Consider the following 14070-nt stretch of genomic DNA (forward strand, 5'->3'; position numbering starts at 1 on the left):
TGTTCAATAAGGGGGATTTATAAAAATGGTAAAAGCTGAAATCTACAAACCGAAGAATCATGTACGATTCGTCACAGCCTCTAGCCTTTTTGACGGGCATGATGCATCTATCAATATCATGAGACGCATTTTGCAATCTAGCGGAGTGGAAGTCATTCATCTTGGGCATAATCGCTCTGTTGAAGAGGTAGTAAACGCTGCTATTCAAGAGGATGCACAAGGGATCGCTATTTCCTCTTATCAAGGCGGCCATATGGAATACTTCAAATATATGTATGATCTGTTGAATGAAAAGAAAGCCCCGCATATCGGTATTTTTGGCGGTGGGGGTGGCGTTATCCTACCGAAAGAAATCAAAGAGTTGCATGATTATGGCGTAAAAGGTCTATTTTCACCCGAGGACGGTATGAATTTGGGTCTGCAAGGCATGATTAATCAAATGATTGAAAGAAGTGATTTTTCTACAGTCAAAAAAGACCTTCTTGATCAATTAGACGTACTTTCAACTGAGAAGCCTGAGTTGCTGGCACAGCTGATTACAGCAGCAGAAGAAGGGGATAATGAAGAAACAGCCACGCTTTTGGAACGTGCAAGAAAGCTATCTAAACATACGCCGGTTCTTGGGATAACAGGTACAGGTGGTGCAGGAAAAAGTTCATTGACGGATGAGTTGATCCGCCGGTTCTTGCATGAATTCCCTGATAAAAAGATCGCTATCGTTTCAATTGACCCAACGAAGCAAAAAACAGGTGGTGCTTTGCTTGGAGACCGTATCCGCATGAATGCTATTTTTAATAATCGGGTTTACATGCGAAGCCTAGCAACACGAGATTCTCATACGGAGTTATCTTCAGCTTTAGGAGATGTACTGGATATTGTCAAAGTCGCTGGCTTCGACCTCATCATTGTAGAAACAAGTGGTATTGGACAAGGGGATGCAGCGATTACTGAAGTGTCCGACTTATCTATGTATGTGATGACAAGTGAGTTTGGTGCTCCTACACAGCTAGAAAAAATCGATATGATTGATTTCGCCGATTTAATCGTCATTAATAAATTTGAAAGAAAAGGGTCTGAAGATGCGCTTCGCCAAGTTCAAAAGCAATATCAGCGCAGCCATGAATTGTGGGATGAAAATCTTGATCATATGCCTGTCTATGGAACGATTGCGAGCCAATTTAATGACAAGGGAACCAACTCATTATTTGCAGCATTAATTCGCACCATTAACGAAAAATGTGGCTATGATTGGCAAACATCTTATGAGCAATTCGTTAAAACGCAAAAACAAAATGTCATCATTCCAAATGACCGCCGCTACTATTTGCGTGAAATCTCCGATACGGTGAGGAGTTATCATAAAAAGGCAGCACAGCAAGCAGATCTAGCGAGAAAACTATATCAATTAGAAGGCACGCTAAAGCTTGTACAAGAAAAGCATGGCGAAGAAGCACTTGTAGAGTCTTTGAATCAACTAATGGAAGGTGTTAAAGATCAGCTTACTGCAGAATCTAAGCAAATACTGAAAAATTGGCATACGCTGAAAGAAAGCTATAGCGGCGATGAATTAGTAACAAAAGTGCGCGACAAAGAAATCCGTACTTTGCTGACAACTACGAGTTTGTCAGGTCTCAGAATTCCTAAAGTTGCATTGCCGAAGTTCGAAGATTATGGCGAGATTTTGCGCTTTGTTTATGCTGAAAATGTGCCGGGTGCATTCCCGTATACTGCAGGTGTTTTTCCGTTTAAACGCGAAGGAGAGGATCCAAAACGCCAGTTTGCTGGTGAAGGAACACCGGAACGAACAAATCGCCGCTTCCATTATCTATCGAAAGATGACGATGCAAAACGCTTATCTACAGCATTTGATTCCGTGACATTGTACGGGGAAGATCCAGATGAACGGCCGGATATCTACGGTAAAGTAGGGGAATCAGGTGTCAGCATTTGTACGCTAGATGATATGAAAAAGCTATATGACGGGTTCAATTTATGTGCGCCTTCAACCTCTGTATCAATGACAATAAACGGTCCTGCGCCTATTATATTGGCTATGTTTATGAATACTGCGATTGACCAACAAGTACGTTTGAGAGAGAGCGAGCTTGGCCGGACATTGACTGTGGAAGAGTTTGCGGAAACAAGAGCCAATACGTTGAATGTCGTTCGCGGTACTGTACAGGCGGACATTTTAAAAGAAGACCAAGGTCAAAATACGTGCATCTTCTCGACAGAATTTGCACTTCGGATGATGGGGGATATCCAGCAGTATTTCATTAATGAAAAAGTGCGGAATTATTACTCTGTTTCGATTTCTGGATACCACATTGCTGAAGCGGGCGCTAATCCAATTTCACAGCTTGCATTCACATTAGCGAATGGCTTTACCTATGTTGAATATTATTTAAGCCGTGGCATGAACATCGATGACTTTGCGCCAAACCTATCCTTCTTCTTCTCAAATGGCCTTGATCCTGAGTATAGTGTAATCGGTCGGGTAGCGAGAAGAATTTGGGCTGTTACGATGCGAAATTTATATGGTGCTAATGAACGTAGTCAAAAATTAAAATATCATATCCAAACATCGGGAAGAAGTCTTCATGCACAAGAAATAGACTTTAACGATATCCGGACTACTTTGCAAGCGTTGATGGCATTGCATGACAATTGCAATTCATTGCATACAAATGCGTATGATGAGGCCATCACAACGCCAACTGAAGAGTCGGTGAGACGCGCAATGGCCATTCAAATGATCATCACAAAAGAACATGGTCTCACTAAGAATGAAAATCCTCTGCAAGGAGCATTTATTATCGAAGAATTGACACAGCTAGTGGAAGAGGCAGTGCTTGAGGAATTCGACAGAATGAATGACCGCGGAGGTGTATTAGGGGCAATGGAGACTCAATACCAACGTGGTAAGATCCAGGAAGAGTCTATGCACTATGAATCGCTGAAACACTCAGGGCAACTGCCGATTATTGGTGTGAATACGTATTTAAATCCTAATCCTCCTTCACAGGAGTCCATTAACTCGATGGAAATCGCACGAGCTTCTAAAGAGGAAAAAGAGACACAAATTGAGAATTTGCGGGTCTTTAAGGAACTCCACAAGGATGAAGTGGATGCAGCACTTAGCAAGCTGAAAGAAACAGCAAAAAATGGCGGCAATATTTTTGGTGAATTAATGGAAACAGTTAAGGTTGCTAGTCTTGGCCAAATTACAAATGCTCTATATGAAGTTGGCGGCCAATATAGAAGAAATATGTAGCTGAAACATTCCTTCCATTATTCTCAATTGAATTCTTGCTCTTTAGGCTTTACGAATCATAAAATCAGGAGTATGCTTTATTCAAACAACGTTTATTTGTTCATATGAGGAAGTGTCTAATCCTATGATTAGGCCTTCTTCTTTTTGACTTATATTGGATGGGATTATTGTTGAAGGAGTGAGAATGCAGTGAAAATCGCGATTCATTTCATAGTAATACTATTGTGCTTGATTTTGACTTATTTTACCTATGATAAGCAACTTGGCGCGGTCTCATTCCTGCTCTTAGCGATCTACCTTTTTGCATATGGCTATTACCGCTTACGCTTAGAAAAGAAGAAGAATTGATTCGTGCAACAATGAATATAAGATAATGTAGGGATTTGTTGCGACGTGAAAGAAGCAAAAGTTGACTCAAAGTTATTGATAGTTATGGCTGCCCATACAAATCAGTCAGGTATTGGTTGTGGATTAAGTATCTGGCATAGTACAATACTGTTGAACTCTTGAACGATCCAAATTTGGTTCCTTAGGCGTAACAGCAGTAATAAGAAGTTCAAAATGGATATGATGTTTAGGACAAGAAAGGACGTGCATGATTTGAACCTTCGTGAATTAAATGAAGAACAATTAACAGAAGAATCATTAATTAATTTAGCATATGCAATTTTGGAGGAAAAGCACCAACCACTTTCATTTACTGAAATAATGCAAGCGATTGTTGACCTAGGTGCACGCTCAGAGGCAGAAATGAAAGCTGCTTCTGCTCAATTTTATACAGATATGAATATCGATGGCCGTTTTATTGCTTTGGGCGAAAATCGCTGGGGTGTTCGTGAATGGTATGCAATTGATCAAGTAGAAGAAGAAACAGCTCCAACTGTAAGAGTGCGCAAGAAAAAAGCAAAAGTCGTTGAAGAAGATGATTTAGATGACGACGCGGAAGAAATTGAGTTTGAAGAAGACTTTGATGAATTCCTAGATGAAGATGAAGCTGAAGAAGAAGCAGTAGAGGAAGAAACATTTGATGCTGGTGATCTCGAAGATATCGATGAAGAAGAGTTAGAAGAAGATATCGATATGGATGACGAAGAGTTTGAACTAGATGAAGATGAAGATGACGATGATGAAGATGAATTGGAAGAAAAAGAAAGAGACTAACTTCTTGACTTCTTTTGAGTTATCATTTAACCTTTTACTTGGGCTCCTTAAAAAAGGAGATTGACCGTGAAACTTCACGCTCCCCCTGCAAATTATTTGCGGGAGGAGCGTTTTTTGTTTTTTAAAAAACCTATCTTCAGCACTAACTAGGAGGAATTTTCATTGACCAAATATATTTTTGTAACCGGCGGCGTAGTTTCATCTTTAGGTAAAGGGATCACAGCAGCATCACTTGGACGTTTGTTGAAAAACCGTGGAATGAATGTAACAATTCAAAAATTTGATCCATACATCAATATCGACCCAGGAACTATGAGCCCATACCAACATGGTGAAGTGTTCGTTACAGATGATGGCGCAGAGACTGATTTAGACTTAGGCCACTACGAGCGTTTTATTGATATTAACTTAGGTAAACATTCAACAGTGACATCTGGTAAAGTTTACTCAACAGTATTGAAAAAAGAACGCCGCGGAGATTACAACGGTGGTACGGTACAAGTAATTCCGCATATCACAAATGAAATTAAAGACCGCATCCAACGTGCGGGCCGCGAAACAAGTGCAGACATCGTCATCACAGAAGTCGGCGGAACAGTAGGCGATATCGAATCATTGCCATTCCTTGAAGCAATTCGCCAAATGAAAAGCAATCTTGGAAATGAAAATGTCCTTTATTTACACTGTACACTTATTCCTTATATTGGCGCAGCAGGCGAGCTAAAAACGAAACCAACTCAGCACTCAGTGAAAGAGCTACGTTCATTAGGTATTCAACCAAACATTTTGGTGGTACGTTCAGATCGCCCAGTGCCAACAGAAATGAAAGAAAAACTAGCGCTATTCTGCGATGTAAAACCGCATGAAGTTATTGAATGCGTGGATGCAGAAAGCCTTTATGATATCCCGTTAAATCTGCAAGCTCAACACATTGATGACATTGTGTTAGAACACTTTGGCATTGAAGCGCCACAAGCAGATATGGCTGATTGGAAAGCTTTAGTTGATAAAGTAAAAAGCCTTAAAAAGACAACAAAAATTGCACTTGTCGGAAAATACGTTGAGTTGCAAGATGCTTATATCTCTGTAGTAGAAGCATTGAAACATGCTGGATACGCACATGATACAGATATAGAAGTGAATGCTATCAATGCAGAAGACGTAACAGAAGAAAATGTAAAAGAATTATTACATGACGCTGACGGTATTTTAGTACCAGGTGGCTTTGGCGATCGTGGAGTAGAAGGTAAAATTTTAGCTATCCAATATGCCCGTGAAAACGATGTGCCGTTCTTGGGTATTTGCTTAGGTATGCAGCTTGCATCAGTTGAATTTGCACGCAATGTACTTGGACTTAAAGGTGCACATTCAGCTGAATTGGATGCAGAAACAAAATATCCAATCATTGCATTACTACCTGACCAAATCGATGTAGAAGATTTAGGTGGCACACTTCGCCTTGGCCTATATCCATGTAAATTAAAAGAAGGATCTCGTGCAGGTGAAATCTATAATGATGAACTAGTATATGAACGTCATCGCCATCGTTATGAATTCAACAATGAATTCCGTGAAGCGATGGAAGCAGAAGGACTAGTTTTCTCAGGAACTTCTCCTGACGATCGTTTAGTAGAAATTGTTGAATTGCCGGAGAAAAAATTCTTTGTTGCATGTCAATTCCATCCAGAATTCATTTCACGTCCTAACCGTCCACAACCGTTATTCCGCGAGTTTGTTGGCGCTTCTGTGAAATAAATAAACAAAAGTAAAACCAGGCTGATACATTAGCCTGGTTTTTTCTTTGTTGTTTAGTTAAAATAATTTAAATATCTCCTAAGGGATGGCTTAGAATTATAGCCCATCCACCATTTCATCATAAGACATCTTGATCGCCTCATAGATAAACAGAGCTGTTAGCGTATGTGGTAAGACAATACGCTCGCCCAAATCATTCGGTAACAATCCTTTTTTAATATCCATAGAAATATACGTATAAGCTAGGTCGGCCATTTTTCCGGCATTTTCAACTTTCTCACTTGCCACAACTGCAAAAGGGATAAATGCATCGTATAAAGTTTGAGCTAACTTTAATGCATTTGGATCATGTGCGGTTCGAGCAAAGATACATACACGGTCAATATCCGTAATATTCGCTTCAGGAGTAAAAGGGCGCAATTGTTGGAAAGGTTCTGCAGCTTGCATGGCATTGATTTCTACAGCCTTTAGCTCATCAAAGCATGCAAAATAGACAAACCCTTCTCCAATTCCAGCTTGTGCAAGCAGACGGGCAGTTTCCTCGATTGCTTCTTCTTGGTCTGTAGCCACTCGCTTTAACAAGCCGCCGATTTGGGTAGATAACATTTTTAACATTCCATTCACCTCACCTTCATTATAAATGGGTATAATCCAATTGCAAAATAGAGCCCTGAAATGGTTCTCATATTGTGATATTATTTAATTTTTTTGTGTGAAAGAGAGTTAATTTAATAAAAACTTATCTAATAATGCAGGAAAATAAAAATAATGGGCGAATAGAGTATAATAAGGGGACAATAAAGTTTAAAATTGCAATATATACAAGTGCTAAAAAATGGAAAGATATTTTATCAACAGTTACTAATATATGAGTTCTACATTTCATTTAGCTCCTTGTTTAGCGAACTCCTAGTATTCTTATCGAGTTTGCTATTTTTGATGTGGGAGGAATGAACCGAGAGATTTGTATTCAGTACGCTGCTGAATGCAAACGTCTTGAATGATTTTAAATTTCCAATAAAGTGCAGAAAAGTAAAAGAAACAGAAATGGTTAAAAGATTTTAATTGTAATTAATCAAAATCATCAATATATCAACCATCGAAGGAGAGGTGAATTCTGCTATAAGGACAGGCAAAAACGACAGATAGGATATAAAAACTGCACGCTAGACTAGCATGAAAACACACATATATTAAGCTGTAGTTAATTGTTAATGGTATGGGGACTTATTCGCTATAGTAGGTTTTATTTCTGTATAGATTGGGATTGGTCGTTGTAAAGAAAAGGCGATTCTGAAAGTACTTACAGGATAAATATACTGGCGGTTAAGAGTTTATGAAGCAGGGTATGTCTAGCATAGATAAATATATTTGCCTGTATTTTTGTAGCAGAAAGGTATATGAAAAAAATATTGATTGTCGACGACCAGCAAGGCATCAGAATGCTTCTCAGCGAGGTTTTTAAAAATGAGGGGTTTGAAACACTTCTTGCATCCAATGGAGCAGAAGCGGTACAAATATTTGAAAATAACATGCTAGACTGCGTGTTATTAGATATGAAAATTCCAGATATGCACGGTCTGGAAATATTAAAAAAGATAAAAGAAGCTTATGCAGATTTGCCTGTGATTATGATGACAGGAGACAGCGACAAAGAAGTGATGAATGAAGCTGAAAATTGCGGAGCAGATTACTTTTTCGCAAAACCATTTAATATTTTAGAAGTAAGAGATACTGTGATAAAAATAGTTGTGTAATAAGTATTGTCGGTAGTCAATGCTTATTCTTTTTGTTATGATAAGAAGGGAAATACTCAATATAACATAACACCATGTTACATTACATCCTAAAGGAGGATTTACTAATGGCTTTGGTTTCAATGAAAGAAATGTTAATTACAGCAAAAGAAAATAGCTATGCTGTAGGTCAATTCAATATTAATAATCTTGAATGGACACAAGCAATTCTACAAGCGGCAGAAGAAGAAAAATCACCAGTTATTTTAGGCGTATCTGAAGGTGCGGGGAAATATATGGGTGGATTTATCGCCGTTGTTCAAATGGTTAAAGGCCTAATGGAAAGCTATAACACAACTGTGCCAGTGGCAATTCATTTAGATCATGGTTCAAGTTTTGAAAAATGTAAAGAGGCGATTGATGCAGGCTTTACATCTGTCATGATTGATGCATCTCACCATCCATTTGAAGAAAACATTGAAATCACTTCAAAAGTAGTTGAGTATGCGCATGCACACGGTGTTTCTGTAGAAGCAGAACTTGGTACAGTAGGCGGCGACGAAGATGGCGTAATCGGCGGCATTAACTATGCTGACCCAGAGGAATGCCGCAAGATGGTAGAAGCGACAGCAATAGACTGTTTAGCACCTGCATTGGGCTCTGTTCACGGTCCGTACAAAGGCGAGCCAAACTTGGGCTTTAAAGAAATGGAAGAAATCTCAAAACTGGCAGATCTTCCACTTGTACTTCACGGAGGAACAGGTATCCCAACAAAAGACATTCAACGTTCTATTTCTTTGGGTACTGCAAAAATTAACGTGAATACTGAAAACCAAATTGCTGCTACAAAAGCGATTCGCGAATTTTTGGACAAGGATAAAGAACAATATGATCCACGTAAATTCTTAGGTCCTGCTCGCGAGGCAATTAAAGCCACTGTTATCGGAAAAATGCGCGAGTTCGGTAGCTCTCAAAAAGCATAAGCATATAGTTTAAATAGAGAGGAATGGGAGAAGGAACCGGTTTGAATCCGGGACTTCTCCATTTTTCCATCATTAGGAGGAAATAGAAGTGAAATTTTTTATTGATACAGCCAATTTTGATGAAATTAAGGAAGCACACGCATGGGGGATTCTTTCAGGTGTAACAACTAACCCTTCACTAGTAGCAAAAGAGAAAAACATCTCATTCCATGATCGTTTGAAGGAGATTGCAGATTTAGTAGATGGATCTATTAGTGGGGAAGTTATTGCCTTAGATGCAGAGGGCATGATCAAAGAAGGTCATGAATTAGCTCAAATCGCGCCGAATATTACGGTTAAATTGCCATTCACGCCTGCAGGTTTGACTGCGTGTGCTGCGCTAACGGCAGAAGGAATTAAAACGAATGTGACGTTAATCTTTAATGCAAACCAAGCTTTAATGGCTGCACGTGCTGGTGCTACGTATGTATCTCCGTTCTTAGGCCGTTTAGATGATATTGGTCAAGATGGTACCGAACTAGTAAGAGAAATTGCAGAGATTTTTGCTATCCACGAGATACCAACACAAATTATCGCTGCTTCTATTCGTCACCCACGACACATTACAGAAGCTGCTCTAGCAGGTGCACACATCGCCACTACACCATATAAAGTGTTGAAACAATTATTCCATCATCCTTTGACAGATAAAGGGATCGAAGGCTTCATGAAAGACTGGGCAAACAAAGATAAATAATTAAGGAGAATGAGATGGACGTGTATAAAATTGCGGGTGAAAAACCTCTAAAGGGCACGATTAAAGTCAGCGGCGCAAAAAATAGTGCAGTAGCCTTAATCCCTGCTTCCATTTTGGCCAATTCTCCAGTAACAATCGAAGGATTGCCAGAAATTTTAGATGTTTGGACGCTAAAGACTTTGCTTGAGGAAATTGGCGGAAATGTAGAATTTGATGATGGTCGTATGGTTATAGATCCACGTTCTATGGTGGATATGCCGATGCCTAATGGCAATGTCAAAAAATTGCGCGCATCGTATTACCTAATGGGAGCTATGCTAGGCCGCTTCAAAAAAGCAGTTATCGGCTTGCCTGGCGGATGCCATCTTGGCCCTCGTCCTATTGACCAGCATATTAAAGGTTTTGAAGCCTTGGGTGCGCAAGTGACTAATGAACATGGAGCTATCTATTTGCGTGCAGAAGAATTGCGTGGAGCAAAAATTTACTTAGATGTCAGCAGTGTCGGTGCAACGATTAATATTATGCTGGCAGCAGTGCTTGCAACAGGCAAAACGATTATTGAGAATGCAGCAAAAGAGCCAGAAATTATTGATGTTGCCACATTGCTCACAAATATGGGCGCCAAAATCAAAGGGGCCGGGACTAACGTAATTCGAATTGAAGGCGTCGAAGAATTGCATGGCACGAACCATACTATTATTCCTGACCGCATTGAAGCGGGTACCTATATGATTATGGCGGCTGCTATTGGAGATGGCGTGACTATCGATAATGTTATTCCACTCCATTTAGAAGCAGTCACGGCAAAACTACGTGAAATGGGCGTAGAAGTCATGGAAGAAGAAGAACGAATTTTTATTCCTAAGCCTAAAAGCTTAAAACCTGTGGATATTAAAACGCTTGTATATCCAGGGTTCCCGACTGACTTGCAACAACCATTCACTGTGCTATTAACACAAGCAAACGGTTCCTCTATCGTTACAGATACCATTTATTCCGCTCGCTTTAAGCATATAGATGAAATTAGCAGAATGGGTGCAGTTGCCAAAGTAGAAGGGCGTTCGGCCATTTTAACAGGTCCTACGAAGCTAGAAGCTGCTACAGTTACTGCAACAGATTTGAGAGCGGGAGCAGCACTTATTATCGCGGGCTTGTTAGCAAAAGGAAATACCGAAGTCCATGATATTTTCCATATTGAGCGCGGTTATAGCGATATTATTGCTAAGCTACAGGATTTAGGAGCAGATATCCAACGAGAGTCAATCGAAACAGAATCTGCAAACCAAGCGGCAAAGCGTTTTAACTAAAAATAATCAGGCACAACAAAAACTGTGTGCTATAATAGATTTAGTGTGAAAACGAATCAGTCATCAAGATGGAAATGGGAGGAACAGTAAAAAATGAAACGCAGTTTATCTATGGAAGTAGTTCGTGTGACAGAAGCAGCAGCAATCGCATCAGCAAGATGGATGGGCCGTGGCTTAAAGATGGAAGCAGATGATGCGGCAACAACAGCTATGCGCCAAGTATTTGATTCCATTCCAATGGACGCGGTAGTAGTGATTGGCGAAGGTGAGATGGACGAAGCGCCTATGCTATACATCGGAGAGAAACTCGGTTCAGATCCAGCTGGTCCTCAAGTGGATATTGCAGTCGATCCGCTAGAAGGCACAAACATTGTTGCACAAGGAAGTGGGAATGCACTCACAGTTCTTGCGATTGCCGACCGAGGCAACTTGCTTCATGCGCCGGATATGTATATGGATAAAATCGCAGTTGGACCAGAAGCTGCAGGTAAGATTGATATCGATGCACCTGTAATCGATAATCTTAAAGCGGTAGCAAAAGCGAAAAATAAGAACATCGAGGACGTAGTGGCAACACTATTAAATCGTGATCGTCACCAACCAATCGTTGACCAAATCCGTGCTGCAGGTGCTCGTATCAAATTCATCACGGATGGCGATGTAGCAGCAGCAATCAACACAGCATTTGACGAAACAGGCGTAGATATTCTGTTCGGCACAGGTGGAGCTCCAGAAGGCGTTATTGCAGCAGTTGCACTAAAATGCCTAGGCGGGGAGCTTCAAGGAAAGCTTATTCCATCTAACGAAGAAGAAGTAGAACGCTGCCGCAAAATGGGTATCGCCGTTAACACTGTGTTAAAGATGGAAGATTTGGTTAAAGGCGATGATGCTATTTTCGCAGCAACTGGCGTAACAGATGGCGAACTTTTGAAAGGCGTCCAATTCAAAGGTGGGCACTGTACGACAGAGTCGGTTGTAATGCGTGCAAAATCTGGAACTGTTCGTTTTGTTGAAGGTAGACATAGTTTAACAAAAAAACCAAAACTATTTATGCAAGATTAAACTTCTATTTTACTTGGCCCGGCATTTGCCGGGTCTCTTCTCGCTAAAATTCCATTCCCAATGACAAAGTAGTGAAGCTTCACTCAGGTGCTTTCTTTACAATGAGTGTTAGTTCGGTTCCACTGGTTCTGCATCAACTCGAAATGTCTTGATGCAGAACCTGTGAACTCGATTGGTTTAATTAAGCCTATGACGGATTGGCAAGTTTCGCTGCCCCAATCGGTCTTTTACTGGCAGTTATGGCCCACCTGAATTCTCATTTACACCAAAGTGAAGGTGGGGCTGCCCGTTCGTGCGGGATAACTCTCATCCTCATTTCGTGATTTTTACAATATTAAACAAGAGTGGTGTATTGCCTATGACGACAATGACAATTTCTCAACTTGAAGATATGAAATTAAAAGATCTCTATGCGCTTGCTAGAGAATATAAAATTTCGTATTATGGCAAGTTGACAAAAAAAGAGCTGATTTTTGCAATTTTAAAATCCCGTGCCGAAAGTGAAGGTTATTTCTTTATGGAAGGTGTGCTTGAAATCATCCAACAAGAAGGATTTGGTTTCTTGCGCCCTATCAACTATTCACCAAGCTCTGAGGATATCTATATATCTGCATCCCAAATTCGACGTTTTAGCTTAAGAAATGGCGATAAGGTAACGGGGAAAGTTCGTCCGCCGAAAGAAAATGAACGCTACTACGGACTTTTACATGTTGAAGCTGTCAATGGCGAGGATCCAGAAGTGGCCAAAGAACGTGTATTTTTCCCTGCGCTTACGCCGTTGTATCCTGATAGACACATCAAATTGGAAACAACACCGTCAAAACTATCTACTCGTATTATGGATTTAGTGGCTCCAGTCGGTTTTGGTCAAAGGGGATTAATCGTCGCTCCACCAAAAGCGGGTAAGACATTGCTGATGAAAGAAATCGCAAATGCCATTACGGAGAAGTACCCTGAGTCAGAATTAATTGTGCTATTGATAGATGAACGACCAGAAGAAGTAACAGATATTGAACGTTCAGTAAATGCGGATGTAGTAAGTTCTACATTCGATGAACTGCCAGAAAATCATGTGAAAGTCGCAGAGCTTGTTCTTGAACGTGCTATGCGTCTTGTTGAACATAAACGTGATGTGATTATTTTAATGGATTCTATCACAAGGCTTGCTCGCGCCTATAACCTTGTTATCCCACCAAGTGGTCGTACGTTATCAGGCGGTATTGACCCTGCGGCTTTCCACCGACCAAAACGTTTCTTCGGTGCAGCTCGGAACATTGAAGAAGGCGGTAGTTTGACTATTCTGGCTACAGCTTTAATCGATACCGGCTCGCGTATGGATGAAGTCATTTACGAAGAATTTAAAGGTACAGGGAATTTAGAGCTACATCTAGATCGCAGCCTTGCTGAACGACGTATCTTCCCAGCTATTGATATCCGCCGCTCCGGCACGCGGAAAGAAGAACTTCTTATTCCAAAAGAACAGTTGGATAAGCTGTGGGCAATTCGAAAAACCTTCTCGGACTCTCCAGATTTTGCGGAGCGTTTCTTGAAAAAATTGCGTAATACAAAGACAAATGAAGAGTTCTTTGATACGCTAAATACCGATATGAAAGCTGCACGTAATGGCAAAGGACTAATTTAAATTCCTCGAATTAATTTGTTGCATCTTCTGTCGGGACTTGCTATACTATGGTTATTGCATTTCATACGTGTTGCATATACGGCAAACAAAAACTGGGTCGTGTAAGGCAACAGTTCGATAATACTCTGTTCCAGATGGTTCAGGGCGAGAGGAGATATTACACATGAAACAAGGAATTCATCCAGAATACAAAGAAGCTACTGTATCATGCTCTTGCGGTAATTCTTTCAAAACAGGTTCAGTAAAAGAAAACATCAACGTTGAGTTTTGCAGCGAATGTCACCCATTCTATACTGGCCGTCAAAAATTCGCGTCTGCTGATGGACGTGTGGATCGTTTCAACAAAAAATACGGTCTTAAATAAATCACTGAAAACTTCTAATACCTGCCTTGCGCCTATTGCGCGGCAGGTAT

The 14070-nt window shown here is 40.4% G+C and carries 11 protein-coding genes; 10 read left to right on the forward strand and 1 reads right to left on the reverse strand.

Translation table 11 applies throughout. From position 1 onward, the window contains the following. Nucleotides 1-25 precede the first annotated feature (25 nt). The 3 genes from icmF to F0527_RS00845 all read left to right on the forward strand — a co-directional run bounded on the left by icmF (nt 26) and on the right by F0527_RS00845 (nt 6190). The gene (icmF, locus tag F0527_RS00835) at nt 26-3274 is read left to right on the forward strand and encodes a fused isobutyryl-CoA mutase/GTPase IcmF (protein ID WP_150283448.1); all 3249 of its coding nucleotides are present in this window, start codon (nt 26-28) and stop codon (nt 3272-3274) included. 561 nt (nt 3275-3835) lie between these two features. Beyond that, entirely contained in the window at nt 3836-4435 is a 600-nt protein-coding gene (gene rpoE, locus F0527_RS00840) for a DNA-directed RNA polymerase subunit delta (protein WP_223823501.1), read from the forward strand. Between the two features lie 162 nt (nt 4436-4597). Next, nucleotides 4598-6190, forward strand: a complete 1593-nt coding sequence (locus F0527_RS00845) for a CTP synthase (RefSeq protein ID WP_150283449.1) — start codon at nt 4598-4600, stop codon at nt 6188-6190. A 96-nt stretch (nt 6191-6286) separates the two neighbouring features. Here F0527_RS00845 and F0527_RS00850 read toward each other — a convergent pair whose 3' ends face one another. Beyond that, nucleotides 6287-6805, reverse strand: a complete 519-nt coding sequence (locus F0527_RS00850; protein ID WP_150283450.1) for a DUF2529 family protein — start codon at nt 6803-6805, stop codon at nt 6287-6289. Nucleotides 6806-7590: 785 nt separating this feature from the next. Here F0527_RS00850 and F0527_RS00855 point away from each other — a divergent pair. The 7 genes from F0527_RS00855 (at nt 7591) to rpmE (ending at nt 14020) form a co-directional block, all read left to right on the forward strand. Then, nucleotides 7591-7947 carry a response regulator gene (locus F0527_RS00855; protein ID WP_150283451.1) on the forward strand — a complete coding sequence of 119 codons (357 nt, stop codon included), beginning with the start codon at nt 7591-7593 and terminating at the stop codon, nt 7945-7947. Between the two features lie 107 nt (nt 7948-8054). Next, a complete protein-coding gene (locus tag F0527_RS00860) occupies nt 8055-8909 on the forward strand; it encodes a class II fructose-bisphosphate aldolase (protein WP_066791722.1) in 855 nt (284 codons plus the stop codon). Nucleotides 8910-8997: 88 nt separating this feature from the next. Continuing rightward, the gene (fsa, locus tag F0527_RS00865; RefSeq protein WP_150283452.1) at nt 8998-9645 is read left to right on the forward strand and encodes a fructose-6-phosphate aldolase; all 648 of its coding nucleotides are present in this window, start codon (nt 8998-9000) and stop codon (nt 9643-9645) included. Between the two features lie 14 nt (nt 9646-9659). Beyond that, complete coding sequence (locus F0527_RS00870; RefSeq protein WP_150283453.1) at nt 9660-10952, forward strand: UDP-N-acetylglucosamine 1-carboxyvinyltransferase; 1293 nt, start codon at nt 9660-9662, stop codon at nt 10950-10952. Between the two features lie 93 nt (nt 10953-11045). Next, on the forward strand, nt 11046-12014 hold the full coding sequence (gene glpX, locus F0527_RS00875; RefSeq protein WP_066791728.1) for a class II fructose-bisphosphatase: 969 nt from the start codon (nt 11046-11048) through the stop codon (nt 12012-12014). A 358-nt stretch (nt 12015-12372) separates the two neighbouring features. Beyond that, entirely contained in the window at nt 12373-13656 is a 1284-nt protein-coding gene (gene rho, locus F0527_RS00880; RefSeq protein ID WP_066791729.1) for a transcription termination factor Rho, read from the forward strand. A gap of 163 nt (nt 13657-13819) precedes the next feature. Next, complete coding sequence (gene rpmE / locus F0527_RS00885) at nt 13820-14020, forward strand: 50S ribosomal protein L31 (protein ID WP_066791730.1); 201 nt, start codon at nt 13820-13822, stop codon at nt 14018-14020. Nucleotides 14021-14070: the final 50 nt, after the last annotated feature.

It is taken from the genome of Rummeliibacillus sp. TYF-LIM-RU47, assembly GCF_008638315.1.
Lineage (GTDB): Bacteria > Bacillota > Bacilli > Bacillales_A > Planococcaceae > Rummeliibacillus > Rummeliibacillus stabekisii.